A 26,100-nucleotide genomic window follows, 5' to 3' on the forward strand; every position below is an offset into this window, starting at 1 on the left:
CCTAAACTTCTGGCGCAAAGCTTTATTGTTTGGTCACATCTTTGAGATGCAGCAGGAATGACGGCTGAAGCTTGAAATTCTGCACGGCTGCGGTTGTGACCGCGTTCTGTTTCCAATTGGCAACAAAGAGCCATGGTGCATCGTCGTGAACAATCGACTGAATTTCACCGTAAAGCTTGCCACGTTCCGCCTGATCCGTTGATTGACGTGCCTTGGTCAGCAATTCATCGACTTTTGGATTGGAATAATAGCCGGAATTAAAGCCGCCTTTGTCAGGCAGTGCTTCGGTGCGCAAGGTGAGAAAGGGAACCGTGTCTGGGTCGTTGGTCATCCACGCCATTTCGGCCATATCCGCCTTGCCATCGAGACCTGAATTCACGCGGCCAAGGAATGTGTTCCACTCATAGGTTTCAATCTTCACCTTGAAACCGACAGCCTCTAGATCTGCCTGAATGGCGGCACCCATATTGATTGGGTCAAGCATCCCCGAACCGCCTTCTGTGACATAGAAAGTAAGTTCCGGGTTGGTGGCACCTGCTTCCTGCAACAGCGCTTTGGCCTTTTCAGGATCGTATGGATAAGGCTCGGTTTTATCATCCACCCAGTTGAAAGCAGGTGGCACGGGACCAGCCGCTACAGTGGCAGAACCTTGCAGGACATTATCAACCAAGCCCTGTTTGTTGACTGCGTAATTTGCAGCCTGACGCACTTTCTTATCGGCAAACGGTCCGCTTTTCGTGTTGAGAATACTAAACCAGACATGCGGCCCCGCCTGTTCAGCGACTGCAAAATTTGCATCCTGTTTGAAGGTCGCAAGATTATCCGGCGGCACCTCGACCATAATGTCGATGCCGCCTGCCATCATTTCAGCAACGCGGGTATTTGCGTCGGTGATCGGGCGGAAGACAATAGCGTTGAGTGTTGGTGCCGTGTCCCAATAATCGGGATTGCGCTCGACGACCACTCGCTGACCAGACTGCCATTCGGCAAATTTGAATGGGCCGGTGCCCGACGGATGGCGGCTAAATTCAGTGCCATATTGTTCGACGGCGGCTGGTGAAACGATAAGGCCGGTCGGGTAGGCGAGGTTAGACAGGAAGGGCGCAAAGGGTTCTTTCAGTTTGAATTCGACCGTTTGTGCGTCAATCGCGTTGACGCTTACGACAGATTCGAAATTGAAAGATAAGGGGAACGGGCCGGTATTGTAGAACGGATGATCCTTGTTCAGCATTCGCTCGAAGTTGAATTTGACCGCTTCCGCGTTGAAATCTGAACCGTCATGGAACTTCACGCCCTGTCTTAGCTTGAATGTATAGGTCTTTCCATCGTCTGAAATGGCCCAGCTTTCAGCAAGCGCCGGTTCGATTTCAAGTGTGCCATCCTTATAGCGGACCAGACCGTCATAGACGTTTACAAGGATGCGAAAATCATTGGTTGCTGTGACCGTATGCGGGTCAAGCGATTGCGGTTCTGCAATCTGCCCGACGATCAGAACATCGGGCGGTGTCTGTGCGCCAGCGTGAAATGTCGCTGACCCAAGAACCAGAGTGGCCGCGGTTAAAACGGCGCGAAATAACCTCTTCATCAGCGGTTCCTTTCGTTTGGCCATGTTTGCCTATTAGTCTGTCAGAGACTAATTTATAGGGAGGAAACGACTTATATCAACAAATTATCATAATTAATTTGCGTGCTTATGGAATGTTTGAATGAGATCGGCGCTCTCATCATTTGCTTTAACGCGCATCTATTCCGAGAACCATTTTACACTTTTGGGGACATGCGCATGGAAAAGGCGGGATGAACCCGCCGTCAAAATCTTTGTGCTATTTTCCGCTATTCTGCTGGGGTGTCTTCCGGCTTTAGATCCTGTTCAGCGGTGGTCGACGTCTGATGTGTAAAGCCTTTGAGACCCTTCGTGGTTTCCTCGGCATCGCGCTTTATCTCAACCGCGCTCATTGCATAGTGTACGGTGAGTTTTGCAATTGATGTCAGTGCGCTCAAGTGAATACGCTCATAGCCATGCGAGGCATCGACGCCAAATGTCAGCAGAGCCGTGCGAACGTCGTGTCCGGCCTCTACCGCTGACGCGGCATCGGAGCGATAATAGCGAAAGACATCTTTCTGCACCGGAATATCGTGTTCGCCACAAAGCTCGTAAAGCTTCTTCGTCAGGTGATAATCGAAGGGACCGGTCTGATCCGCCATGGCGAGTGTTACGCCAAACTCGGACGAATTCTGGCCAGGTGCTGTGGTACCGTTATCAATTGCCACAAGCGATGCAATTTCAGGCACAACGGCAGCGGAAGCGCCCACACCTACTTCCTCTGCAATTGTGAATAGCCAATAAGTATCAACTGGTGTTTCGATCTCCAAACGTTGCATGGCTTCTAGCGATGCCAGCATGATGGCAACGCCCGCTTTGTCATCAAGATGCCGGGACACAATGAAGCCGTTGTCGATGAACTCCGGCATAGGATCGACGGCAACAATATCGCCAACATCAATGCCGAGTTCTATCAAGTCTTCCTTGTTGCGGGCAAGCGCATCGACGCGCAACTCGATATAGGTCCAGCCAACGGGAAGCGTATCCACTTCTTCGTTGAAAGTGTGGCCAGAGGCTTTCAGCGGCAGGATCGATCCGCGATAGGTGCCCTTTGACGAGAAGATCGAAACGCGCGCACCTTCTGCAAACCGCGCCGACCAGTTACCGATTGAAACAAGCTCAAGCCGTCCGTTGGATTTAAGATATTTGACCTGTGCACCAAGCGTATCAACGTGGGAGACGATGCCACGTGCAGGTTTTCGAGAGTTGCCTTTGCGGCGTGCGCGGATCGCCCCGCGCCGCGTAAGGATGACTTCGAGGCCAAGACGCTCCAGTTCGCGTGCAACGAAATGCACTGCTTCGTCTGTGAAGCCTGTTGGGCTTGGAATTGCCAGCAGTGCCGACAGTTTTTCAAGGAGGTAATTGTGATCAATCGCGATTTGGGTCATGCGGCGATAATTTATGGGTAAGTTCTTCAACGTCAACTGTTGAAGATAATTTAAATATTTTTGAACGTAATGTCATTTTTATCGAAATTTCATTTGATTGATCTGATACAAACAATTCTAATTAATAACAAGTAGAGAGGTATTATCTCTTGTAGCGCGCAAATCGAGAATGGCAAATTTTATGCGAACATTATAATTTCGGCAAAACAAAATGATATTGTTGTTGGTTCGTTTTTCAAAATCTGATAATTCTTGGAGAAGTTAATGTTTTTAATATTGAGGCTAACATTTTGGGTCGCATAGAGTTTCACATTGTATTCGGAGAGTAATTTTTATGCTTGGAATCCGTAATGGCAATGATAGGATATTTATTGCGCTGGCATCCATTATAGGAATCATAATAACTCTTACTCTTGGTCAACTTGAGCTCGTTCGACTTTCTTACGTCAGACTCAATGATTATCGTGATAATTTGCTCTCTCATGCAGTTGATGTTGCCAATGACAGCAAGAATACACTTGCTGTAGTTAACGGCAGTGATAGACAACCCTGTTCCGATGAGGATTTGACGGAAGTCCGTCGACTTGCTTTTAAATCGGCGTTTCTGGGCGATGTTGGTCGCGTGGAAAACGATAGGATCATCTGTACGGCGCTTTGGGGGCGGCTTTCGCCTTCGCAAATTTTACCGCAAAGCAACCGGGTGGTGGATGGCGGGCATCGTTTGTGGGCTAATGCGTCAAATGTGGGCAAACTTTCCGATAATGTGGACATGGTGGGCAAGGGAAGAGCTATTGTCTTTACATCACCGGTTGCCTTTACTTTGCAGGAGCGCACGGAGGAAAACTTAAGCGCCTATATAATCAGCCATGACAGCCGCTATATTTATCGTTCATTTGGTGATGTTCGAAATCTGGAAACCACTAAACCGCATAAGCTGGCCTGGTATGATCTAAGGTCGCGCCGTCTGGTTTCGAAATGTGCTGACGATGTTGATATTTGTGTGATTGCGAGCCTGACCGGCGTCAGTATGTTGCAACAGTCGATTGGGGTCTTGCTGGCAATTGGGGCTTTTGGAGCAATGGCTGGTGGCGGTGTGGGGCTGGCTGCAGTTCGCTGGCGGCGAGGGCATTCGTCACTACCCCAACAAATAAGACGCTCTATTGCGCTTGAGCGCTTTAACGTCGTGTATCAACCGCTTGTACGCCTGCATGATGAAGAAGTTATTGGCGTAGAGGTTCTTGCGCGTCTGTACGATGATCTCGACAATCCCATTGCCGCGGATGTGTTCATCCCCATCGCTGAGAAACTTGGTATCATCGGCAATGTAACCCGTCTTGTCATTCGCAACGCGCTGGATGAAATGCAGCCTTTTCTTAAAAAAAATTCAAATTTTTATCTGAGTATAAATGTTTCTGCAGAAGATGTGCTTGATACGAAATTGCGTGCTTTTCTTGAAAATGAGGTGATGCGCCATGGCCTGTCGGCAAGCCAGGTCATACTGGAAGTTACTGAACGCTCGACCGCTCATCATGGCGATCTCATCGAAGGGATGAAGTCGTTTCGGAAAAGTGGTTACGAGTTTTTTATTGATGATTTTGGAACGGGCTATTCCAATCTTTCCTATCTGGCAAAGTTGCCAATCAACGGAATTAAAATCGACAGAATGTTCACGCAAGCTATCGGAACCGAAGCAGTGAGCGCAGAAATCGTCGAGAATATTTGCAGTATTGCTCGTCGGTTGGACCTTAAGCTGGTTGTCGAGGGGATCGAAAAGCCTGATCAGGCAGCTTATGTGATGAAGCTGCACCCGGATGCCGTGGGACAGGGCTGGTTATTTGGACGGCCAGTGCCGATAGCTGATTTAGATTTAGAAACTAACAAAACAACTTAGTTTCACTCAGACCCTAGAGCATTTCCCGCAAAAGTGCATAGCGGTTTTGGGATAAAGACATGCGCTAGATAGATTGGTTTCTGCGATTCCCGTTAAACAGGATATGCTCTAAATTATTGGATGCGAAATTTTATGAAAAGATATTTTTAGCCTTGGCAGTGCACAAATTAGTGGTCACAACCGTCTAGGCCGTGTGGACGATTATGTTTTGGAGCGTGGTATGGATGAAAATAGCACAGGTTTAGGAGCAAAGCCGAAGGTGGAGTAGTTCTCCATCAAGGTTTTGCGACGCAAAGCTGGGTTATTTTCACCATATCCCTGCGGGACGTGGCGGATTTTCTCTCTGAATGCGTCGAACAACCCTTGTGGAGAGCCAACTCCATGGCGGTCTGTTCTCCTGTTCAGAAACAAAATACGTCTTACGCCACGCCCGAAAAATAATCGTCCACACGGCCTAATTATTAGAGAGCTGATTTCAGGATCCTATCGACTGGAATATTCGCGCGCTAACTGGGACAAACGACATGACTGACGCTGCCATTTTTGAAAAGCCCGTTATACTTTTCCGCTCAAAGAGGCTGAAAGCGCGAACAACGGGCACGCATGAACGTCTGGATCAGAGCATCATGGCCTGTGATCCGTTTGCTAGCCGCGAGCGCTATGCGATGTTTGTAAAAGTGCAGTATCAGTTTCATCGCGATATTGATGTGCTTTATGATGACCCAGCTCTTGATGCGTTGCTTCCCGATCTGAAAGGGCGCCGTCGCTTTGGAGAGGTCGGTCAGGATTTGATTGATCTTAGCTTTGATCTGCCTGCAGCTGACGCAGCCCCAGCTTTTGCAGCAGATACACAGGTTGATTTGCCGACAGCGCTTGGCTGGCTCTATGTCGCAGAAGGCTCCAATCTCGGAGCGGCTTTTTTGCTAAAAGAGGCTTTGAAGCTGGGTCTGTCTGAAGAGCTGGGCGCTCGTCATCTGGCAGGCGCTCCTGAAGGGCGTGGCCTTCATTGGCGCACCTTTACCGTAGCGCTTGATGAAATCGAACTCACAGATTCAGAAGAAGAACGTGTTGTGGCCGGTGCAGAAGCCGCCTTTCGTCGCGTTCATGGGCTTGTTCGCGAGATTTTCCATTCTTCGATTTGAATTCACCGATATGGCGGGCTGGTCATATGAAAGCGTGGAAAAATCTCCATATTGAGATAGTCCTCATCGAAGCTCGAAATATGTGTAAGCGCCGGTCTGTTGAGAAACTCAACGACATTGTTGCGGAAGGTCAACAGGCCATCGCTGCGCAATTCGCGTAGCATGCGATTGATATGAATAGGGGTCAGCCCCAGCGCATCGCCAAGCTCTGTTTGGGTGAGGGGGCAGAAAAAGGAAGCTTCTTTGCCTGTCCCGTTCAGGCGGGCGCGATGACCGAGTTCAAGCAGGAGATGTGCCACGCGCACCAGCGCACTGCGTCGTCCGATGCTAATTACATGTTCAACAAGAATGGCGCGCTGCCGGGCCATCAGTTCTATAAAAGTCATTGCGAGGCGCGGTGATTTCACCAAACATTCCGTCAGATGATCAAGAGGGAGCTCGAAGACGGAGAGTTCGGTGACGGAAATCAGTGTGTAATAATTAAAGCCGATCCCGGTTCGAAAGCCTAAGAAGTCTCCCTTCATCGGAAAATCGAGTATCTGGCGATCGCCATCCGCCAGATCGCGATAGATACACCCCCATCCGCCTTTAATGATATGGAGCGAGTTCGCCCAATCTCCCTGACTGCTGACGACAGTGTGCGGTGCATAGGTTTTCACCGATACGGGGAGTGCGCTCAGAATACTAAAATCACTTTCTTCGAAAACCGCACCAATTGGCGGGCTTTCTAGAAAATGGCGCAGCGTTTTTGAATCATCAACATTCACCATCATTGGCACTAGTCCTGCCGCCGCCCAAAAAAATGGAGCCTGATTTGTTGGCGATTCGCTTTTTTAGTGATTATTGGGGGACGAAACGCTCCAATAAGTGTCAGTGAGCGCTACTATTTTGGCAAGGTAGTAATCTCTACCACTAATTGCGTATAATTCTTATGTTTCACTAAACCATATTTCACTAAACCGCCTAATCTAGGTTAATGACACTGTTCTAAAATTCGGGCAATCTCCTAATCAACAAAATAAAAAATAAGAATTGATTACGGGGTTATAAATAAATCTCACATAAATCAGAAACAGGCGACCGCCGCGCTTCAGTCATTGTGGATTGAAAACAATGAATCGTGCGCATAAATCGGTTTTGAGGGCGAAAAAATGAACGTTTCTCCGCATTTTAGCAGCCGTACAAGTGAAATAAAGAATAATGGCCATATTGTATCTAGAGACGCATCGTTCAAGTCGGAAGATTCTTTCGAAAGTTTGCTTCCATTACTTGTTATCATCGACAACCGTGCGTTGGATCGTGAATGTCTTGCACATGGGCTGACCAACCACAGTATTGAAATGTCGATTGCAACCTTCAGCTCCTTTGAACAATGGCAACATCAGCGTCGCGGACGAACCGTCAGCGCTGTCCTTTTTAATATTGGTGGTCAGAAAGTTTCGGACCCTGCGGTCGGCAATTATCTCAACCGTATCGTTAGTGATTGCGCACCTGCTCCCGTGATTATTCTTGCCGACAAAGAGGATATATCTCAGGTTCTGAAGGCGCTCGATTATGGCGTCAAAGGCTATATTCCAACGTCAGTCAATGTGAACGTATGTGTGGAAGCGCTCCGGCTTGCCATGGCTGGCGGAACTTTTGTTCCCGCAAGCAGTGTGCTGGCTCTGCGTCATGCTTCAGATCCGAATTCGCATCGGCTCCAGCCACTTGGCGGTATGTTTACCCAGCGCCAGGCAGAGGTGGTCAATGCATTGCGCCGTGGCAAGGCAAATAAGATTATTGCCTATGAGCTGAAGCTGCGGGAAAGCACGGTTAAAGTTCATATCCGTAACATCATGAAGAAACTCAAAGCGTCGAACCGCACAGAAGTTGCCTGCATCATTAACGAGCTGTTCCCGTCGGAGTCGTCTTTCTCCGACATTCAGTGAAGCACCGTTAGCCCACTGAAACAACGCGTCACAACGCAGAACATTTCCTTATAGGGAGAGCTTTCGTGATCATCTCCGACGTTTCATCTGGAAACGCGCGGCAGCCCCTGGCTGACTTGCTCGAGACCATAAAGCGAAGAAAACTGTTGCTGATAGCGCCGGTCGTAGCGGGAACCTGCATTGGCTTTGCAGGTTACCTCACTGCACCGGTGAGCTATGTTTCAGAATCGGTTCTTGTTCTCGATATGCGACGTGTACAGGCGCTTCCCAGTGAAAGTGCCATAACACCTTTGCCGCAGGACAGTCCGGTTTTGCGCTCTGAACTCGACATCATCAGCTCGCGTATGATGGCACGTAAAGTCATCGACATTCTGCAAGCAAAAAACATTGTTGTTCCAACAGAGTTCCGGTCGCGAACGGTGCTTTCATCATCTCCGGACAGTCCGGCACAGGATCGGGGCGCTCGTGAGGTTGATGCGGCGGCGCGCGAAAGGCAGCGCATCGATCTTTTGTTGTCGCGTTTGCGGGTCAATAATGATGGACGATCATATACCATTTTTATTTCCTACCGTGCATCTGATCCCGTCTATGCAGCGCAGGTCGCGAATGCTTTTGTAACGGCTTATCTTGATCACCAGATTGACGTGCAGCAGTCGGCAGCGCGTCGTGTCAGTGAATGGCTTGGCGAAAAGCTTGTCACTTTACGCAGCAATCTTGAAGATGCCGAAAGTGCAGCTGAAGATTTCAGACAGAAATCGCGTCTTGCGGGCGATACGGGACAGATGAGCTTTCAGGCGCAGCGTGTTGCGGCATTGAATGCTGAAATCGTCGCAGCGACGGGTGCAGTATCACTTGCAGAAGCGCGGCTTCGGACGGCAGAGTCTCTTAAAACCAAAAATGAAGCGCCAGCTCTCACTGAGGTTCTGGCTTCTCCGGCTATTCAATCGTTGCGCAATGAACAGGCACGCGTCGAGCGGCAGCTTGATGAATTGCGTGCCAATGGCGCGTTGAAAAGTGCAGAAATCCCGGTTCTTGTGGCGGAAGGCGAAGCACTTAAACAGCAGATTACCGCACAGGTTGATGAAATCATCAAAAGCCTCAGCAACGAAATCCAGATTGCCCGGCAACGTCGTACAAGCCTTGAAGTGGCCCTTAAAGGTGCGGAAGCTGAACTGGGAGAGGCCAATCAGGCACAGGTCAAGGCCGTGCAGCTTGACCGCGAAGCCAATGCTAGCCGTACCGTTTATGAGAGCTATCTGACCCGCTACAAGCAGCTTATCGAGCAGGACGGTATTGCGGTTCCGGAAGCACAAATGATTTCTTCGGCTGAGCCTGCGATGGCAAAGGCCAGTCCTAATCTTGCGAACTGGCTGTTGTTAGGTTTGGGCCTGGGCACCATGGTATCGCTTTTGGGCACTGTATTACGAGAAACCTTTGATAAAATTCGACCAGCGCAGACCGCGTCTTTCATACTTCCCGGAATTCCAGCTGCAACGCTTCTTCCGCTGTCGCACCAGTTGACGGTGCCGCTTTTGGTTAATCGTGGACTTGATCCGACCAGCGCTTTTGGGCGTGCGATTAAATCCGTTCATGACCGTCTGCGCGTTCTAACGCGCGGTCGCGATTCACTCGCACTTTCCGTGGTGTCTTTGACAGAAAATGAAGGTAAGACGCTGCTTATTACGGCCCTCGCACAGCAATTTGCGGCGTCTGGTGTGGCGGTTGCGGTGATCGACGCGACCAATCGGCATTCGCGACTTTCAGAAGCTTTTGGACTACCCGGAAATGGCTATGGTGGCGTTTCGACCGATCGTCAGATTTCAGGAGCAACGCTTATTCATGATCATGGTTCAGGGATCGACATCATCACCCCGGGCGAACAACTGCAAGAAGGGGATTGGCTTGCAGAGCTGATCGCGCAATTGCGTGCCGATCATAAAATTATTCTCGTCGATCTACCGGCTGTGATGGAAGACAAACGCACGGTTCTGCTGTCGCGGGCGACCGATACCACACTTCTTGTGGTGCAACCGGATCGCAAAGATCAGCATGCAAATCATGCGCTGATCCAGACAATGGCCGCAATGGGACGCAAGCCGGCGCTGGCTGTCGTCAACCAGTTTTCAACATCGTATCGCAGCTGGATCAATATTGCATGGGCTTATTGCAGCCCCATGGCGAGACGAACAGGCGCGTTTCTGCGTGCCGCAATGAAGCGGCGTAATAGCGCTGCTGATCACGCACAAGATCAGGCTTGAGGGATCAAAATGCCAGTTACATCAAGGCACTCTCGTTTCATGTCGCATTTCAGGGCGACAATGTTGTCGGGCTTTATTGTTCTGGGTGCAGGCCAAGCAGTGCTCGCGCAGGCTGATGCTCAGGCACAGGCTTATCGCGTCAGCCCGAATGATATTTTGCAGGTGACGGTTTATGGACAGCCTTCGCTGACCGGGCTTTATCCCGTCGATGTGGACGGCAATATTGGTTATCCTGTGGTTGGCAACATTAATGTCAGCGGCCTTACAACACCGCAGATCAGTGAAAAAATTGCAGGATCACTCTCCCAGCATATTCCGGGACTGACTGTGACGGCAACAATCAATCAATATGCGCCCGTTTTCATCGTTGGTGATGTTAAGGCGCCGGGCAAATATGAATTTCGTCCGGGCATGGTTGCGCTTCAATTGATGGCATTGGGCGGTGGGGCTGGCAAAGGGGAAGCGCCGGCTGTCACTGCGGGTATGCAGTTGATTAGCGCGCAACAGGAATACGCCGATCTTCAAATGCAGATCACAACGACCAATATCCGCCGTGTGCGTCTTCAGGCAGAACTGAATGGAACAGAGTTTAACTATGATTTGCCGGATCAGCCCGCTGTCAATAAGCAGGCGACTGCACTGAGTCAGCATATGCTGGAAGGTGAAAAAACGCTGTTTAATGTGCGTCGTAATAATCTGGCAGCCGAGCGTCAGGCATTGGAAGCACAGGTTGCAAGCTATGGTGATGAAATCACAACGCTTCAGCAAAGCATGAAACTTCATGATACTGAAATTCAGTTGCTGCAGGAAAATGTTGATTCAAGCAAATCGCTCGTGGATCGTGGACTTGCCGCGAAATCCAATCTTCGCGATATGGAACGCGATCTTTCGGCAACGCGCCGCGATGCACTGGAACTGGGATCGTTTCTGGCGAGAGCAAGGCAAAACCAACTTGCAGTTCAGCAACGTATCGCCAATCTTGAAGAAGTGCGCAAAAGCGAGGCGGCAACCAGCTTGCAGGAATTGGATCTCAACATTGCGCGTATGGAATTACGCGCCAACGCACAGCTCCAGACCATGGCGGAAATCGCCAAGTCATCCGGCAATATTTCTTCCTCCGATATGCGTCAAAAGCTAGTCTTCACCATCAGCCGCAATGTCAGCGGAACGTTTGAGGATATTGTTGCCAATGAACGCACGGAAATCAAACCCGGCGATATTCTGCGCGTCGAGCTGGATATGAGCAAATTAACCGGCTCACCTTCATAAAATTATGATTTTAAATCGACTTAACCAAAAGGCGCTTCATAGCGTGAAGCGCCTTTTTGTGTTTAGTACGATAGTTGTTCAAGCGGCTTCGGAAGCCGTAACTTCCTTCGCCCAGGCGCGATAAACCTCTGAAATGCCATCCTTGAGACGGATATTCGGTTTCCAGCCCAACTCGCGCATTTTTGAGGCATCCAGAAGCTTGCGCGGGGTTCCATCAGGCTTGCTCAGATCATGCTCCAGCCTGCCTTCAAAGCCGACAATATCGGCAATCGTCAAAGCAAGCTCGCGGATCGAAATCTCTTCGCCGGAGCCAATATTGACAGGGTCTGAACCGTCGTTGAAGCGCAACAGGTGCAAGCAGGCATCTGCAAGATCATCGACATGCAAAAACTCGCGCAATGGTCTGCCACTGCCCCAAAGCGTGATGTGATCAGCATTGTTGATTTTGGCTTCGTGAATGCGGCGCATCAGTGCCGGTAAAACATGCGATGTATTGAGATCAAAATTATCGTTCGGTCCGTACAGATTTGTCGGCATGGCGGTCATAAAGTGGTTGCCATACTGCCGCGAACAAGCTTGCGCATATTTGAGCGCCGCAATTTTTGCGATTGCATAGGCTTCGTTGGTGGGTTCGAGCGCCCCTGTCAGAAGTGCCGGTTCGGTAAGCGGCTGTGTGGCATCGCGCGGATAGATACAGCTTGATCCAAGCCACAACAGACGTTCGACATTCGATAGATGCGCCGCACGAATGACATTCATGCCGATAGCGAGATTGTCGTAAAGAAAGTCTGCGGGATATTGCGAATTGGCAAGAATGCCACCCACACGTGCCGCCGCAACGATGATGACATTGGGCTTATGCTGGGCGATAAACTGCTCGGTCTCAGATTGTCGCGTGAGGTCAAGATCACGATGCGCGATGGTTATGATGTCGCAATCTTCCGATTGAAGCCGCCTTAATATCGCTGATCCGACCATGCCGGTATGACCGGCAACGAATATTTTCTTGCCCAAAGGTGAATAGACAGGACGAAGCGTTGCATCAGCCATAGAAATCATTGCGCCCTGCCTCCCGCATGATGTTGCGCATGTCCCAGTCAACCATTTCGGTGACGAGATTTTCAAAGCCAGTCGTGTGCTGCCACCCAAGCTTGTCCTTTGCCTTCGACGCATCGCCCAGCAGGAAATCCACTTCATTGGGGCGGAAATAGCGTGGGTCGATCTCAATCAGGCATTGTCCTGACTTTCGGTCGAGACCGATCTCTTCAACGCCATTGCCATGCCATTCGATCTGCTTGTCGACAGCTTTGAACGCATGTTCCACAAATTCGCGCACCGTATGGGTTTCGCCTGTGGCGAGCACATAATCATCGGCCACATCTTGTTGCAAAATGCGCCACATGCCCTCGACATAATCACGTGCGTGACCCCAGTCGCGCCGTGAATTCAAATTGCCAAGCCGCAGCTTGTCCTGAAGGCCGCGTTCAATTGCTGCGACAGCACGCGTGATCTTGCGTGTGACGAATGTTTCGCCGCGCAGCGGGCTTTCATGATTGAACAGGATGCCGTTTGAGGCATGAAAATTATAGGCCTCACGATAATTGACCGTGGTCCAATAGGCATAGAGCTTGGCCGTCGCATAAGGGCTTTGCGGCGCAAAGGGGGTCTGCTCGCTTTGTGCGTGCGGTGAGCTATTGCCAAAGAGTTCGGATGTCGACGCCTGATAAAAGCGACACGTGTTGCCAAGTCCCAGAATACGCATGGATTCAAGCAATCTCAACGTGCCAAGCGCATCGGTGTTTGCTGTATATTCCGGCGTTTCAAAACTTACCTGAACATGGCTTTGCGCGCCGAGATTATAAATCTCGTCGGGACGAACTTCTTGAACAACGCGGCAAAGATTGGTCGCATCGGTTAGATCGCCAAAATGCAATTTGAAGCGAATATCTTCATCATGCGGGTCTTGATAGAGATGGTCGATACGCGAGGTGTTGAATGACGAAGACCGTCGCTTGAGCCCGTGCACCCGATAGCCTTTATTGAGCAGTAGCTCACTGAGATAGGCGCCGTCCTGTCCGGTCACGCCAATGATGAGAGCTGTTTTTTCCTGCAAGGTCTTCCCTCCGACCAGTGTTTCATACAGCCATGATAATCATTTGAGCGCCCAACATAACGGCTTCAAAACGGTAAGCGGGGCACCTTGCATGCCACTTAGGATGAGCATGAGAGAGCGCCGAACATGCGCTGTTTCCACCAAAGAGGTAGGCATCTCGCCCGCTGTCTGTGTTCCCTATGCCATTGGGCTTCTTGCGGGATGGGAGATCGTGTTGCCATCCTATTTTGACAAACTAACGGGCAATGGGGAAACATCATCATGCGCGTCGTGCTTGCAAACCGGTATTTCTATCCTGATCAGTCTGCGACGAGCCGAATGGTGACGAGTCTGGCGCATGAACTGGTGCGCGAAGGTATTGAGACGACGGTTCTTGCCAGCCGCAGCTATCACGACAAAGGTAAAGAGGCACTGCGTGCGCGCGAGACGATTGACGGCATCAATGTGCATCGGATCTGGACATCCGGCTTTGGTCGCGGAAAGCTTGCGGGACGTGCGGTCGACTACGCTACGTTTCATCTTTCGGCGGCGGCATGGTTTGCAGCGAATGCCAAAAAAGATGATATTTGCGTGGTGTGCACGGACCCGCCTTTGTTGTCGGTTTCAGCGGCACTACCGATCAAGCTTCGGGGTGCACATCTTGTAAACTGGGTCATGGACCTGTTCCCTGAAACGGCCATTGAACTTGGGCTTATGAAAAATCAGGCCATTCCAAGCAGGCTCGCTGTCGCTTTGCGCAACTGGTCGATGCGTCAGGCAGCACTCACGATTTGCCCGATTGAGCGTATGGCGCGGTTTTTATCGGCCAATGGTATTGCTTCGGAAAAGCTGGCTGTCGTTCATCACTGGGCGGATAAGAGTGAAATCCTGCCGGTTGGTCGCGAAGAAAACGCACTGCGCCACGCATGGGGTCTGAGCGATAAATTCGTGATTGGCTATTCGGGCAATTTTGGTCGTGCGCATGAATTTGGCACTGTTCTCGATGCAGCCGAACAGCTTCAGACGATCCCCGATATTGTGTTCCTGATGATCGGTGAGGGGCAGCAGCGTCCTTATGTCGAACGCGAGGTGAAGCGACGCGGATTGACCAATGTCGTTATGAAGCCTTTCCAACCTGTCGAGCAGCTCTCCGAGAGCTTGTGTGCGGCAGATGTGCATCTGGTCTCGCTCAAACCCGAGCTTGAACATTGCATTGTTCCCAGCAAGTTTTATGGCGTTTTGGCGGCGGCACGCCCGACGATTTTCATCGGCGATCCTGATGGTGAAATTGCCAATGTCGTTCATGATTTTCTTTGTGGCCTGTCGCTCTCTCCGGGCGAAGTTGAAATGCTGGTCAGTTCGATTTTGCTTTTGAAAAACTCACAACTTTATCGCAATACGATGGGTAACAACGCCCGCTATCTCATGGAAACGGCCTATTCCAGAGAGATTGGAGCTGCCGTATGGCAAGCAGCCGTTGGGCGTATCGGTAAGAAAAGTGGATCTATTCCCATGCCGGTTCTGGATCGGCGTTTCCACACGGAGAAGATGTGATGGATGGTTCGTTTGTCGTCAGCCAATTGGGTGCGCGCATGCATTACGCCGTGCCGCGCATTTTTGCCAATCACCAGAAGCTCGCGCATTTTTATACCGATATTTGTGCCGTGCAGGGCTGGCCTCGTATGCTCAATCGTTTGCCAGCAACAATGCTTCCTGCCTCAGTGCGGCGGTTAATTGGGCGTACGCCAAAGGATATTCCGCAGGAACGAATGACGACCTTTCCCACCTTTGGCTTGCATTCGGCGGTCCGCAGGCTTTCGCATCAGAGGGGGCCTAAATCCACGGCCAATGCCATCTGGGCGGGTGAAACATTTGGCAAGCTCGTTGCTGCAAGTGGCTTTCATGGTGCGAGCGGGGTCTATGCTTTCAGCGGCGAAGCCTATGAGTTGTTAGGCGCTGCAAAGAAGCAGGGCCTCTGGACAGCGGTTGAACAGATGATTGCGCCGCGTGGCGTTGTCGATCAGCTGGCCTGCGAAGAGGAAATTCTGAACCCCGGCTGGCAGCTCTCGGCTGCCGATGATGAGAATGCCGAAGCTTTTGCGACACGAGAAAAGGCGGAGTGGCAGATAGCAGATGCTGTGATCTGTCCTTCAAATTTTGTGGCGCAGCACGTCATCGAAGCTGGCTGTGCTGTCGAAAAAGTAGTGGTCGTGCCTTATGGCGTTGATGATCGGTTTTTGATCGCTCCAGACGTACGCAAGCCGGGACCTTTGCGTGTTTTGACTGTGGGTGCAGTGGGTTTGCGAAAAGGTTCGCCCTACGTGGGCGAAGTCGCCCGCAAGCTTGGGCCGCAAGCCCAGTTCCGTATGGTCGGACCAATCGATATTCAGTCGGAAGCGCAGGAAAAACTTGGCAAAGTGGTTGAACTGACAGGACCGATCCCGCGCAGCGAAATGCGTGCGCAATTTGAATGGGCAGATGTGTTTTTGTTGCCATCGCTGTGCGAAGGTTCAGCAACCGCTTGCTACGAGGCACTAGCCGCTGGTCTTCCGGTTATCTGCACTGAAAATACCGGCAGCGTCGTCCGCCACGGAATAGATGGCTACATTGTGCCGACCCGTGATGTTGATGAGACAGCCGAAATACTCCGCCATTTTGCGGGCAGCCCCGACGCGCTTTCAAGAATGAGCGATAATGCGCGTGAAAGAGCGGCTGATTACACCGTTGTGCGCTACGGCGAACGGCTGATTGAAGCTTTATCAGGTCATCGCGTGGGGACTTTTTCATGAAAATAATCCATGTTATAGGCTCGTTCGATCCCGCCAAAGGTGGACCGCAGGCGGTTGTTGTGCGTCTGGCTGCAGCACAGGCAGCGCTCGGACATGATGTAACCATTGTCAGCTATAGCAACGACGAGGTTAATTACCGCGCGTCGAAAGCCACGGCCAGCATCCCTGATTTTGATAAGGTTCGGACATTTCTGTTGCCCATGCCGGACTTCCAAGAAAAGCTGCTTGGTAGTCGCGCGGCAAAGGCAATGTCAGCGTTTCTTCGTGCGGCAGATTTTGTGCATATACATGGCGTTTGGGAAACCAATTTGCTGAGAGCGGCAATGCTCTGTCGTCGTTATAAGGTTGCATATTGCATATGTTGTTGTGGGATGCTCGATAAATGGAGCATGCAGCAAAAAGCATGGAAAAAGCAGCTCGCATTGAAGCTCGGCTTTCGCAAGATGTTGGATGGCGCATCCTTTATTCAGGCGCTTAATCAGGACGAAATCGAACTGATGCGACCCTTAGGCTTGAAGCCTCCGTCAATCATCATTCCAAATGGCATATTTTTGAACGAAGTTGAGGGCGGCGAAGGCAACAGGGCCGGATTGCCGGATCGGCCTTATGTTCTTTTCCTGTCGCGGCTGCATTATAAAAAAGGCCTCGACATTCTGGCCGATGCTTTTCGTCAGATTGCGCCGCTGTTTCCGGAAATTGATCTTGTGGTGGCAGGGCCGGATGGCGGTGCGGTAGCAGACTTTTGTGACAGTATCCGCGCAGCCGGTCTTGAAAGCCGCGTGCATTTGACCGGCGGACTTTATGGCCCCGCAAAGATTGCTGCCTTGAAAAATGCGGCCTGTTTTTGTCTGCCGAGCCGCCAGGAAGGGTTCAGTGTTGCGATCACCGAAGCGCTTGCTTGTGGCGTGCCGGTTGTCATTACCGATGCCTGCCATTTCCCGGAAGTGGCGCAAGCGGGTGCTGGCGTTGTGTGTTCGTTGTCCGCTGAAGCTGTGGCCGATGGTCTAAGACAAATACTTGGAAGCATTCATCGTGCTGCCCAAATGGGCGCGGCGGGTAGCCGTCTGGTGCGGGAAAATTATACTTGGCCGCGCATTGCGGTTCAAACCATTGCTGCCTATCAGACAGCGCAACATGCCAAGGCTGGAGCCGTTCCTATTCGCGACAGGCTTACAGTCGTAACGACAGCTTAGGAAAGTCTTCGTCTTGCGCGAATTGGCTTTGCCGGATTGCCGGCATAGACCATCCAAGGCTCCATATCGCGGAAGCTGACTCCACGTGCGCCCAGAACAGCACCTTCATTCACCGTTACGCCTGGGCCGACGAAAGCTTCGGCTGCAATCCATGCGCAAGCCCCGATCACAATCGGGGATGCGGTCAGCGGAAAATCATGCTGATCGATATTGTGCCCAGCAGAGCATAGATGCGCGCGTTGCGAAACAATGGCGTAGGGCGCAAGCGTTATCGGCGCAACATTGTAGCAAATGGCACCCGGCCCAAGTGAAGAATGCGCATCCATGACAAGATTTGCTGGCCACCAGATACGCGCACTGCCGCGCACAATGGCGGTTTTGTGGATCGAGGCACCAAAGGCCCGCAGGATCATGCCTCGCCAGCGCCACAGAAAAGACGGCGTCCAAGCAGCTAGCGCCAACCATGTCGCCTGCCAGCAAAGACGCTGAATGCGGTGTTTAAATGTGAAGGTTGCACCGCCCTCCATCGGGCTGGAGCTTTCCTTACGACCGCTTATCGCGATGCGGTGATCTGATCGTGATGCAATGGACATTGATTTTATCCTCACATGTATTGTGGAACAGTCGAACCGCGTTGCAAAGCAGTCGGCAGACCGACCGATTTGTTGCGTATGCGGCAGAACCATAAAACCGGGATCAGGAAGATCGCCATATGAATCCAGACCGGGATAACCCAGTCTGTTTGATGGGAAATGGCATGCATAGCTGGTACGATCGACAGCATGTAAACGAGCTGCCCCAGCATTTCCCCGGCCATTGCGGTTTCCCAAATCCGTCGCATGATCCATGCAAGCAGCAAAAATTTTAATGCACCAAAATACCAGAAGGATGCAAAGGCATCGACCAGACCTGTTTCGGTGGTGCCGGTCAGCGGATTATAATTGCGGCTTGGTTTCGGTGTGTCGAACTGGAGGGATTCTTTTAATTTCGAGCCGACGAGCTGTGCTGGAACGAAAGTGAAAATCACGCGGTTCCAGTGAAACTTGCCGTAGTCGAACTCCAGCCGCTGGTCGATTTCATCAATACGCAGCACTGCATTGCGCATTTCAAGGCCACCTCGTGCCAGCGTCTCGCTGAAATTATCCGAATAATTAATTTGCATAATGTCATCAAGAACGAAGCCTGAGGCCGCCCGGGTGATCTGGCGATAATCGCCCATGCTGGTCATCAAAAATGTTCCGGCCAGAATGCCTAACGCCATAAGAATACGCGGTACAACAAACCGACGATAAAACCACAAAGGCAGCAAGATCATAAGCAAAAGCTGGATCGCTTCTGCGCGTTTGCCGGTTACGAGAATTCTGTCAAAATAGAAAAGGAGATCGAATATGATGATGGCCAGCGCCGTCCATGACGGTCTGCTTGCAAAGCAAAGCAGCGCGATTGCAAGACCGTAGGGCATGAGCTGTGCAAAGAACAAATAAACAACCGGCATACCCGTCATTTGGGTTCCGATCGATATATCACCGGGCAGGCGGCTCAAGAGAAAATAGAAAACTGCACCAAATATTGACAGGCCTGCAGCTGCCCATAAAAGCCGCTTCTCGCTGAAATGCATGCTGAGAAAGCCGATAGGCCGTTTGGCCATGCGCCAGCCAAGTGCCAGCATGGAAAGCGACAATATGCCCATGAACATGGTCTTGGTATAAGCCCCAGCTGGCAGAAACTGGTCATGCATCAAGGCTGGAATTTGCGGCAGAAGAAATCCGAATGTCATAACGCCTGCAAGGAACGGAAATTGATACATCCGGTCTGCGCGAAACAATAGTCCGCTTGCCAGAAAGCACCCCACGAGGCCAACGAAAATCCATGTAAGCGATACGTTCATCCATGGCCCCCATAGCGCTTACAAACGCTGGAAATGCTGGAAGGCGTTTCGTCGGTCATAAGGTCTGACGGATAGATACGGCCCGATGCCAGATACCAGCCAAGCTTTATATATTCTTTGGCGACAAGTTCGATGTCAGCCGAGGTTGTCGGAAAACCTCTCGGTCTTTGATCGCCGCCAATAGGCGCAGAACTGAAATGCATCTGCGGGCAGACTGCGCGAAAACTGGCAATTGCCCGGCGTGAATGATACCAGTTTGTAACGATGAGGGCTTTTTTCGCCTGAATTTCGCGCATCACAGGTGCGGAATAATAAGCATTCTGCCAGGTGCTTCCCGATTGGCATTCAACAAGGATCGCGGATGGATTAACGCCATTGCGCACCATGATCTGTTTGTTGAAAAGGCAGTCGCCGTCGCCGGTAATCAAAATGAGTGGCGACCGGCCTTCTTTCCAGAGCCGCGCTGCTTGTGCCGCACGCGGTGGCCCATCGCCACCCGGCACCACAATGACATCGGCCTTGATGCCATCATCTTGCAATGTCAGAACCGGTTCCGAATAGAACATGGCTGCAAGTCCAAAAATGACGACACAGGGAAACAGAACCAGTAGCATCATACCATATGCCGTTCCGGTTCTTGATGATCCATCATAGGGCGAACCGATACGCTGGCTGCCGTGTTCTGGTTGCGGCGCTGTTCTTCCATCTTGATGATGATCATGAATTCGTATGCAGCGAGCAGCCGACAATAAAGATAGCCGGGTTTGCCGTCGAGAAAACCGCGGCGCACAACATACATATAGAGAAACCGCAGCGAAGGCCTGAATGGCATATGATACGAGAGCGACTTCAATGCGCGCCTTCGCCTTTCAGGCGTGGTTGATAGCAGTCCGCCCCAGTCGATATTGCGCTCCAACAAACGACTGGAGGAGAGATCTGCTTCAGCGGATGAATAGCGATTGTGCTTATCGTACCAGGCCTCAAGCCCTTTGTTGAAACTGTAATGGATGAAATGGGCCTGCAAAGCCCCTTCCGGGCCACCACTTGCACGGGAATGCACGGAGCGCTCAAAGCGAACGCGGTCCGGGCGTACCAGACGGGTGATCCATGTGGGATAGAGACTTGCGTGTTTTATCCACCTTCCCATGAACATATTCTTGTAGCGGGCTTTGAAGAACACCTCTGGACGTGTCGGGTCTGCGGCAATTGCCAGCATCTCGTCGCGCAAATCTTCGGGCGTGATTTCGTCGGCATCGGGTGTGTAAACCCAGTCATGCTTGAACTCAATTTCCGAAAGTCCATGCATGCGTTGCCGGTCTTCGGTGTCGTAAACACGATGAAACACGCGGGCACCTGCGGCTCTTGCAATCTCTACCGTGCGGTCATTGCTGAATGAATCGAGTATCACAATGTCATCGCACCAATCGAGCGAGGCAAGACAGGCTGGCAGATTGACCTCTTCATTCAATGTCATGATGAGAACTGAAACGCTCATAAAGTTGCCCCCGGCAAAGTGATGTTTGGTTTGGATGGTGTCGTTGCTTCGACAACGATAGGGCGCAGGCTCTTATTGCTGCGAAGCACAAACAGCGTGTGCGCAATGGCTGGCAGGATTAGTGCCACGAGCATTGGCCATGCCGGTATTTCAAGGCGGATAGCGGCATAAGCGATTGCACCAGCCAGAAAATTGAGCGCCATAATGATGAGCGCGGTTTGGCTGTGCGAAAAACCATTGTCGAGAAACAGATGATGCAAATGTTGCCGGTCGGGTGAAAAGGGGCTTCTGCGTGCTGAAAGACGACGAAGAATGAGGCTCAGTGTGTCAATCACCGGTACAATCACCACCCACAGGAGAATTGGAAAAGCCATCGCAGCATTGGCATTGGTGAGGATCAGAATGATCCCTGCAAGGGTCGCACCCAGAAATGTGCTACCGCCATCGCCCAGAAACAGGCTGGCTTTCGCACGCCAGCGATGACGCATATTGAAGATAAGAAAGCCGATACAGGCTGCTGAAAGCGTGAGCGCCTGTAATCCGATATGGTTTTGGTCGATAGTGAAACTAATGGCTGCCAGCCAGAAGAAACTTGCGGCACTGGCAGATCCGGCAAGGCCATCGATACCGTCGCTCATATTGACAGCATTGACGAGGCCAACCACAAAAGTGATCGCAAGCAGTACGTAAACTGGTCCGCCCAATGTCATCGATTCCATGGTGTCTATGACACCAGAAGCAAAGCCGAGATGGATTTGTGTCAGTCCGGCAACTCCAATGATCATAAAAGCGGCCAGCACCTGCATGCCGAGGCGGGGTGCTACGGGCAGGTTAAACCTGTCATCAAGAACACCCGTTATAAGGATCAGAAGCAGACCTGGCAGAAGCGCAACGGCATTTGCTGATCCCACCATTGCGGGTGTCAGAAAAGCTGCTGCAGAAAAGGACAGGAAGATCGCAATGCCTCCGCAAAGCGGAACGTGACCGTCATGTGTTTTACGCGCATTGGGAATGTCGATGAGGTGCCATTCGCGTGCAAGCCCTTTGAATCCCAGACAGAATGCAACCGATAATGCAAAAGCCAGAAGCGTGATCCAGAAAAAGCTGATCATGTCTCCTCCCAAGCGCGTGTAAAAATTGCGACTGTGAAATTTTTACCGGCTCACGCGCAGACCCGCGACTTAGCTATAGAGCGTGGTCCATACGCCTTTCAGGTAAGTGTTAACACCAACGGCCACATTTCCCGCTGGTCTCAAACGTCTATTCTCGTCTGATGTAATAAAGAGCGGCGCTCGCTGCTTTTGATTTCTGAGGGACAGGGTGTTTTGAAGATAAGCAAGCAGAGCAGAATCAGGCTCCCGAATAGGAGCAGATCATGAAAGGCAACCGCAGAGGCATCGTCATGGCGGCGCTGGAGCAGTATGCCGCTCTGATCTTCAACTTTGGCACTGTTGTGGTTGTGTCGCGCTTCCTTGATCCGTCTGAGACCGGCTTGGGGGTGATCGGCCTGAGCATTGCAGCGATTGTGTTTTCGCTGCGTGAATTTGCCAGTGCCGAGTTCCTGATCAAGCTCAATCACGTTGAAGATAAAGATCTCCAGACGTCGCTCACTTTCCTGATGAGCATCACATTGGTGCTATCTATCGGCCTGTATCTGCTGCGTGACTTTTTTGCTTCATCTTATAGCGATCCAATGCTCGCCTTGTTTCTCGATATTACAATTGTTGCTGCGATAATCGAGAGCGTGTCGATGCCGGTTATTGCCCTGTTAAGGCGCGAGATGGCATTTGGCACTGTTGCGCGTATCCGTACCGCTGGCTCCGGCGTTGGGGCATTGGCAACAATTGTCAGTGTCTATCTGGGATGGGGCTATCTTTGTTTTGCCATAGGATTATTGGCATCGGCGGTTGTCATCACGGCTCTCGCCTTACGCGTCAATCCCTGGCGCAAATTGGTGCACCCAACATTTGCAAGCATTGATGCAGCATGGCGTTTTGGGATTTATCTAGGCGCTAGTTCCAGCCTCGGAAAAATATGTGAAACCTTTCCGCAGCTCATTTTGGGCCGCTTCATGCCTGTTTCCCAAGTTGGTATCTACAACCGCGCCAATACGGTAAGCGGACTGCCGGACAGGGTCATTCTGTCGGCGATTTTCGCGGTTGCATTCCCCATGTTGTCTGCTCAGGTTCGTGATGGCGCTGACATAAAGCAATCCTATATCCGCGCCCTTTCCTATATCAGTGTCGTCTACTGGCCCGCCCAGGCTATATTGGCTTTTCTCGCCTATCCGGCAGTGCGCATCATCCTGGGCGACGGCTGGCATGAAGCCGTACCAATTGTCGTTATTTCATGCATAGCGAATATGTTCTGGTGTCCCGTGCTTCTGACATATCCGCTTCTTATGGCGCTTGGTCACAATCGCGACGCGTTTGTTTTTACCCTCGTTTCGCGTTCGGTCGTTGCACCCATATTATGTATATCAGCGTTTTTTGGCCTCTATGCCGTAGCTCTTAGCCAGTTTGTGACTGCACCGTTCCAGATGATTGTTGCCATTCTTTATGTGAAAAAATATGTGCCGTTTTCGCGCAGCGAGCTGTTTGGAGCTTTTGCACACAGTGCGTTGGTGAGTGTTTTCAGTCTGGTGTTTCCGGTTGCAGCGTTTGTGGCCAACGGCTTTTCTTTTGATCTGCCGCCGCTGGTTGGGGTTGGCGTTGGTTGTTTGGCTGTGTTGAGCTGGATCGTTGCAGTTTTCGTGACGCGCCATCCATTCTCCGCAGAAATTCATCATGCATTTGCTACATTTTCAGGCATGACAGCCTTTAATCGCAAGATCTTTCGGCGGTGGCGCAGCGAATTAACGTCCTCAACACCTGCTGAGTGAGGAAGGCTCAATGCACAGCTTTGATATCGCAATTCCAAATTACAATTATGGACGCTATCTGCGCGATTGTGTTGAAAGCGTACTCTCGCAACGCGATGTCAATGTGCGGCTCTTGATAGTTGATAATGGCTCAACCGATGACAGTGCAATCATCGCCCGGCAGCTTGCCAAAGAAGATCATCGGATTGAACTGCGTTTGCGGGAAAAAAACCTCGGGCCCCATGCTTCATTTAATGAAGGCATTGAATGGGCGGACGCCGAGTTTTTCCTGGTTCTGTGTTCTGACGATCTGCTGGCGCCCAACGTGCTTATAGAGGCGGCAAATTTTCTGGATCAAAATCGCAATGTAAATCTGGTTTATGGCCGTATGTCTAAAATTCTGGCCGATACGCAGAGAGCCGATATTGTCGTAGACCATCGAGATACGAATTGGCGGATCAGATCGGGCATCGATTACATTGGCACATGTTGCCGCAATGCGATCAGCCTGATTGATGGACCTCTGGCAATCTCTCGTACGGATGTTCAGAAAAAAGTCGGATATTATCGATCGCAGCTTGCTCATACAGACGATATGGAGATGTGGCTGCGCTTTGCAACTTACGGCGATATTGGCCAGAGCGATGCCATTCAGGCCTATATTCGCTGGCATCCACAAAGTCGTTCTGCAGATATTTCCGGTATCTTGCAATGGAATCGCGAGGTGGAAAATGCTTTCATTTCATTCTTTGAGCATGAAGGACGCAATTTGCACAATCGACGGCAGCACCTAGAAGAAGTGGGTAATTGCCTCTCAAAGCGTGCTTATTGGTCGGCTATTTCAAATGCCGTGCGGCGTGAGAAGGGTGCGGCAGCACTGTTTGTTGATGCTTTGAAACGAAAGCCACTCATGGCTATCTTGCCGCCATTCGATTATCTTTTAAACCGAGCCGCTCGTCGCAAATATTTGTAATTATACAGGCTTATCATGAAATGCGTTGGCTTGAACTTGTCTTGTGGTCGCGCAATATTTGACCAAGCACTTCCTCCTGCCATTCCAGACGAAGGCGATATTGCTCGGTCCCTGCCCGTACACCACTTTCAAGTTGTGATCGGCGATGCAGCATTTCATCTATCTGCGTGATGATGGTCGCGGCATCGAATGTCTCCACATGATGGCAAAATTCACTCAAGCCGTTGTCAATCAACAGGGCATCGTTTTTCTGAGCATAGCTGAGCGAAATCGTTGGTCGTCCCATATGCAATGCACAGATTACATTGTGGTAGCGGCTCGCCACAACAATGTCTGTCTGTGCTATTTGTTTCATCAGATCATGAAGCGAGTTTACCGGCTCATAAATGAGTTGCGGGCTTTGTTCGTTGGGCGAAAGAAGTGACATCAGATCGCTTATTGCTCTGCGGTCAATATTGTCGCCGGTGAGCAATCTTACGCTGTTACCTTGCGCAATTTGCGATCTGATAATACTCGCCATTTTCGTTAAATAGTTTTGGTAAATGATCGTGCCTTTTGCGTCATGCCGCTTCCAGCCGCGATAGGCCATGATGCCTATTCCGATCCGGTTGATTTGCTGTTGGGGATCATTTTGTTCAAGTAAATTTTTGGATGGCTTTGGCAGCGAGAATGCCAGATCAGCACTGACATTGTCTTGGGCCTGATAGACGCCCAGCGTTTTCATGAATTCGTAAGAGGCTTTATCTCGATAGGTGCGAAACGAGGCCATGAATGCAGCGCGTTTCATCAGCCATCGGCTGAGCGGGTGATTGATTGGTCCTGCACCGATAGAGACCAGCAGAAGCTCGACCCCATTCAATCGGGCCGCCAGCGACCAGCGCAAGATTGCGAAGGGCCAGCCCAATGGGTCTGCGCTAAAATCATCCAGAAAGCCTGTGCCAGGGACGATCAACATATCGAGCTTGCGACTGAGTGCGAGCGAGCTGAGAAATCCTCGTATCCGTCTGGGGACTTGCAGAAGCAATCTATCGATTGCTCTGACTATGACACTGGACGATGCGGCACCGCCAATCGATACAGTCTCGATTCCGTAGTTCTGACGAATGACCTCTGGCCCGGAACAAATGCATACGACTTCAGCATGCGGGTCGGAGCGCTGCAATTGCCGCAACATCGCTTCCAGCGATCCGTCATTGCCGGTATTGCCAGAGCCAAACTGTCCGAAAAGACCTATTCTCATACAAGTGTCTCCAGCTTTATCTAGAAACTAAGCCTGTATGAGATTTTGTGAAAACTGGCAGAAGGGTGAACACCATCCTCTTATGTATGAG

The 26,100-nt window shown here is 51.0% G+C and carries 21 protein-coding genes; 10 read left to right on the forward strand and 11 right to left on the reverse strand.

The genetic code is table 11. From position 1 onward, the window contains the following. Window positions 1-22 precede the first annotated feature (22 nt). Together CEV31_RS13600 and CEV31_RS13605 are read right to left on the reverse strand one after the other, a co-directional pair. Window positions 23-1,585, reverse strand: coding sequence for an ABC transporter substrate-binding protein (locus tag CEV31_RS13600; protein ID WP_094507667.1), 1,563 nt, complete (start codon window positions 1,583-1,585; stop codon window positions 23-25). Between the two features lie 248 nt (window positions 1,586-1,833). Continuing rightward, window positions 1,834-2,991: an osmoprotectant NAGGN system M42 family peptidase gene (locus CEV31_RS13605; protein ID WP_094507605.1), complete on the reverse strand. Its 1,158-nt coding sequence runs from the start codon at window positions 2,989-2,991 to the stop codon at window positions 1,834-1,836. A gap of 334 nt (window positions 2,992-3,325) precedes the next feature. On the opposite strand from CEV31_RS13605, the gene CEV31_RS13610 reads away from it, so the two are divergent. Beyond that, window positions 3,326-4,882: an EAL domain-containing protein gene (locus CEV31_RS13610; protein ID WP_094507606.1), complete on the forward strand. Its 1,557-nt coding sequence runs from the start codon at window positions 3,326-3,328 to the stop codon at window positions 4,880-4,882. 524 nt (window positions 4,883-5,406) lie between these two features. Beyond that, the gene (locus tag CEV31_RS13615; protein WP_094507607.1) at window positions 5,407-6,024 is read left to right on the forward strand and encodes a biliverdin-producing heme oxygenase; all 618 of its coding nucleotides are present in this window, start codon (window positions 5,407-5,409) and stop codon (window positions 6,022-6,024) included. Window positions 6,025-6,026: 2 nt separating this feature from the next. On the opposite strand, the gene CEV31_RS13620 is transcribed toward CEV31_RS13615, so the two are convergent. Next, window positions 6,027-6,797 (reverse strand): Crp/Fnr family transcriptional regulator, encoded by a 771-nt coding sequence (locus CEV31_RS13620; RefSeq protein ID WP_094507608.1) that lies wholly within the window; start codon window positions 6,795-6,797, stop codon window positions 6,027-6,029. A gap of 378 nt (window positions 6,798-7,175) precedes the next feature. Here CEV31_RS13620 and CEV31_RS13625 point away from each other — a divergent pair, with 378 nt between their 5' ends. From CEV31_RS13625 to CEV31_RS13635, 3 genes are all read left to right on the forward strand, one after another. Then, window positions 7,176-7,952 carry a response regulator transcription factor gene (locus CEV31_RS13625; RefSeq protein WP_094507609.1) on the forward strand — a complete coding sequence of 259 codons (777 nt, stop codon included), beginning with the start codon at window positions 7,176-7,178 and terminating at the stop codon, window positions 7,950-7,952. Window positions 7,953-8,017: 65 nt separating this feature from the next. Continuing rightward, window positions 8,018-10,210, forward strand: coding sequence for a GumC family protein (locus CEV31_RS13630; protein ID WP_094507610.1), 2,193 nt, complete (start codon window positions 8,018-8,020; stop codon window positions 10,208-10,210). 39 nt (window positions 10,211-10,249) lie between these two features. Next, window positions 10,250-11,479 (forward strand): polysaccharide biosynthesis/export family protein, encoded by a 1,230-nt coding sequence (locus CEV31_RS13635; protein ID WP_094507611.1) that lies wholly within the window; start codon window positions 10,250-10,252, stop codon window positions 11,477-11,479. Between the two features lie 78 nt (window positions 11,480-11,557). On the opposite strand, the gene CEV31_RS13640 is transcribed toward CEV31_RS13635, so the two are convergent. Continuing rightward, window positions 11,558-12,538, reverse strand: coding sequence for a GDP-L-fucose synthase family protein (locus tag CEV31_RS13640; RefSeq protein ID WP_094507612.1), 981 nt, complete (start codon window positions 12,536-12,538; stop codon window positions 11,558-11,560). After that, window positions 12,522-13,592: a GDP-mannose 4,6-dehydratase gene (gmd, locus tag CEV31_RS13645; protein WP_094507613.1), complete on the reverse strand. Its 1,071-nt coding sequence runs from the start codon at window positions 13,590-13,592 to the stop codon at window positions 12,522-12,524. The genes CEV31_RS13640 and gmd overlap by 17 nt, the downstream gene beginning before the upstream one ends. Window positions 13,593-13,853: 261 nt before the next feature. Between gmd and CEV31_RS13650 the strand changes: the two genes are divergently transcribed. Genes CEV31_RS13650 through CEV31_RS13660 form a run of 3 tightly spaced genes read left to right on the forward strand, consistent with a single transcriptional unit; the run spans window position 13,854 to window position 17,553 of the window. Further along, window positions 13,854-15,125, forward strand: coding sequence for a glycosyltransferase family 4 protein (locus CEV31_RS13650; protein ID WP_094507614.1), 1,272 nt, complete (start codon window positions 13,854-13,856; stop codon window positions 15,123-15,125). After that, window positions 15,125-16,360 (forward strand): glycosyltransferase family 4 protein, encoded by a 1,236-nt coding sequence (locus CEV31_RS13655; RefSeq protein WP_094507615.1) that lies wholly within the window; start codon window positions 15,125-15,127, stop codon window positions 16,358-16,360. The genes CEV31_RS13650 and CEV31_RS13655 overlap by 1 nt, the downstream gene beginning before the upstream one ends. Further along, a complete protein-coding gene (locus CEV31_RS13660) occupies window positions 16,357-17,553 on the forward strand; it encodes a glycosyltransferase (RefSeq protein WP_094507616.1) in 1,197 nt (398 codons plus the stop codon). Before CEV31_RS13655 ends, CEV31_RS13660 begins: the two co-directional genes overlap by 4 nt. Here CEV31_RS13660 and CEV31_RS13665 read toward each other — a convergent pair. Genes CEV31_RS13665 through CEV31_RS13685 form a run of 5 tightly spaced genes read right to left on the reverse strand, consistent with a single transcriptional unit; the run spans window position 17,550 to window position 22,048 of the window. Further along, window positions 17,550-18,146, reverse strand: a complete 597-nt coding sequence (locus CEV31_RS13665; RefSeq protein ID WP_094507617.1) for an LbetaH domain-containing protein — start codon at window positions 18,144-18,146, stop codon at window positions 17,550-17,552. The two genes, CEV31_RS13660 and CEV31_RS13665, sit on opposite strands and share 4 nt — an antisense overlap. Before the next feature lie 11 nt (window positions 18,147-18,157). Continuing rightward, window positions 18,158-19,441, reverse strand: a complete 1,284-nt coding sequence (locus CEV31_RS13670) for a hypothetical protein (RefSeq protein ID WP_094507618.1) — start codon at window positions 19,439-19,441, stop codon at window positions 18,158-18,160. Then, complete coding sequence (locus tag CEV31_RS13675; RefSeq protein WP_210190927.1) at window positions 19,438-20,055, reverse strand: YdcF family protein; 618 nt, start codon at window positions 20,053-20,055, stop codon at window positions 19,438-19,440. The genes CEV31_RS13670 and CEV31_RS13675 overlap by 4 nt, the downstream gene beginning before the upstream one ends. Next, entirely contained in the window at window positions 20,055-20,936 is an 882-nt protein-coding gene (locus tag CEV31_RS13680) for a glycosyltransferase family 2 protein (RefSeq protein ID WP_094507620.1), read from the reverse strand. The genes CEV31_RS13675 and CEV31_RS13680 overlap by 1 nt, the downstream gene beginning before the upstream one ends. Continuing rightward, window positions 20,933-22,048, reverse strand: a complete 1,116-nt coding sequence (locus CEV31_RS13685; protein WP_094507621.1) for a glycosyltransferase family 4 protein — start codon at window positions 22,046-22,048, stop codon at window positions 20,933-20,935. The genes CEV31_RS13680 and CEV31_RS13685 overlap by 4 nt, the downstream gene beginning before the upstream one ends. A gap of 263 nt (window positions 22,049-22,311) precedes the next feature. Between CEV31_RS13685 and CEV31_RS13690 the strand changes: the two genes are divergently transcribed. Both CEV31_RS13690 and CEV31_RS13695 read left to right on the forward strand, forming a co-directional pair. Beyond that, a complete protein-coding gene (locus CEV31_RS13690; protein ID WP_094507622.1) occupies window positions 22,312-23,817 on the forward strand; it encodes an oligosaccharide flippase family protein in 1,506 nt (501 codons plus the stop codon). A gap of 10 nt (window positions 23,818-23,827) precedes the next feature. After that, entirely contained in the window at window positions 23,828-24,769 is a 942-nt protein-coding gene (locus CEV31_RS13695; RefSeq protein ID WP_094507623.1) for a glycosyltransferase family A protein, read from the forward strand. 13 nt (window positions 24,770-24,782) lie between these two features. Here CEV31_RS13695 and CEV31_RS13700 read toward each other — a convergent pair whose 3' ends face one another. Then, entirely contained in the window at window positions 24,783-26,009 is a 1,227-nt protein-coding gene (locus CEV31_RS13700) for a polysaccharide pyruvyl transferase family protein (protein WP_094507624.1), read from the reverse strand. Between the last annotated feature and the right edge of the window lie 91 nt (window positions 26,010-26,100).

The sequence above is a fragment of the Brucella thiophenivorans genome (genome assembly GCF_002252445.1).
In the GTDB taxonomy this organism is placed as follows: Bacteria; Pseudomonadota; Alphaproteobacteria; order Rhizobiales; family Rhizobiaceae; genus Brucella; species Brucella thiophenivorans.

What these genes read in the sequence shown, in the direction of transcription:
- CEV31_RS13600 (WP_094507667.1), bottom strand. Translation starts at nt 1,585, where the DNA reads ATGAAGAGGTTATTTCGCGCCGTTTTAACCGCGGCCACTCTGGTTCTT.
- CEV31_RS13605 (WP_094507605.1), bottom strand. Translation starts at nt 2,991, where the DNA reads ATGACCCAAATCGCGATTGATCACAATTACCTCCTTGAAAAACTGTCG.
- CEV31_RS13610 (WP_094507606.1), top strand. Translation starts at nt 3,326, where the DNA reads ATGCTTGGAATCCGTAATGGCAATGATAGGATATTTATTGCGCTGGCA.
- CEV31_RS13615 (WP_094507607.1), top strand. Translation starts at nt 5,407, where the DNA reads ATGACTGACGCTGCCATTTTTGAAAAGCCCGTTATACTTTTCCGCTCA.
- CEV31_RS13620 (WP_094507608.1), bottom strand. Translation starts at nt 6,797, where the DNA reads ATGATGGTGAATGTTGATGATTCAAAAACGCTGCGCCATTTTCTAGAA.
- CEV31_RS13625 (WP_094507609.1), top strand. Translation starts at nt 7,176, where the DNA reads ATGAACGTTTCTCCGCATTTTAGCAGCCGTACAAGTGAAATAAAGAAT.
- CEV31_RS13635 (WP_094507611.1), top strand. Translation starts at nt 10,250, where the DNA reads ATGTCGCATTTCAGGGCGACAATGTTGTCGGGCTTTATTGTTCTGGGT.
- CEV31_RS13640 (WP_094507612.1), bottom strand. Translation starts at nt 12,538, where the DNA reads ATGATTTCTATGGCTGATGCAACGCTTCGTCCTGTCTATTCACCTTTG.
- CEV31_RS13650 (WP_094507614.1), top strand. Translation starts at nt 13,854, where the DNA reads ATGCGCGTCGTGCTTGCAAACCGGTATTTCTATCCTGATCAGTCTGCG.
- CEV31_RS13655 (WP_094507615.1), top strand. Translation starts at nt 15,125, where the DNA reads ATGGATGGTTCGTTTGTCGTCAGCCAATTGGGTGCGCGCATGCATTAC.
- CEV31_RS13660 (WP_094507616.1), top strand. Translation starts at nt 16,357, where the DNA reads ATGAAAATAATCCATGTTATAGGCTCGTTCGATCCCGCCAAAGGTGGA.
- CEV31_RS13665 (WP_094507617.1), bottom strand. Translation starts at nt 18,146, where the DNA reads ATGTCCATTGCATCACGATCAGATCACCGCATCGCGATAAGCGGTCGT.
- CEV31_RS13670 (WP_094507618.1), bottom strand. Translation starts at nt 19,441, where the DNA reads ATGAACGTATCGCTTACATGGATTTTCGTTGGCCTCGTGGGGTGCTTT.
- CEV31_RS13675 (WP_210190927.1), bottom strand. Translation starts at nt 20,055, where the DNA reads ATGCTACTGGTTCTGTTTCCCTGTGTCGTCATTTTTGGACTTGCAGCC.
- CEV31_RS13680 (WP_094507620.1), bottom strand. Translation starts at nt 20,936, where the DNA reads ATGAGCGTTTCAGTTCTCATCATGACATTGAATGAAGAGGTCAATCTG.
- CEV31_RS13685 (WP_094507621.1), bottom strand. Translation starts at nt 22,048, where the DNA reads ATGATCAGCTTTTTCTGGATCACGCTTCTGGCTTTTGCATTATCGGTT.
- CEV31_RS13690 (WP_094507622.1), top strand. Translation starts at nt 22,312, where the DNA reads ATGAAAGGCAACCGCAGAGGCATCGTCATGGCGGCGCTGGAGCAGTAT.
- CEV31_RS13695 (WP_094507623.1), top strand. Translation starts at nt 23,828, where the DNA reads ATGCACAGCTTTGATATCGCAATTCCAAATTACAATTATGGACGCTAT.
- CEV31_RS13700 (WP_094507624.1), bottom strand. Translation starts at nt 26,009, where the DNA reads ATGAGAATAGGTCTTTTCGGACAGTTTGGCTCTGGCAATACCGGCAAT.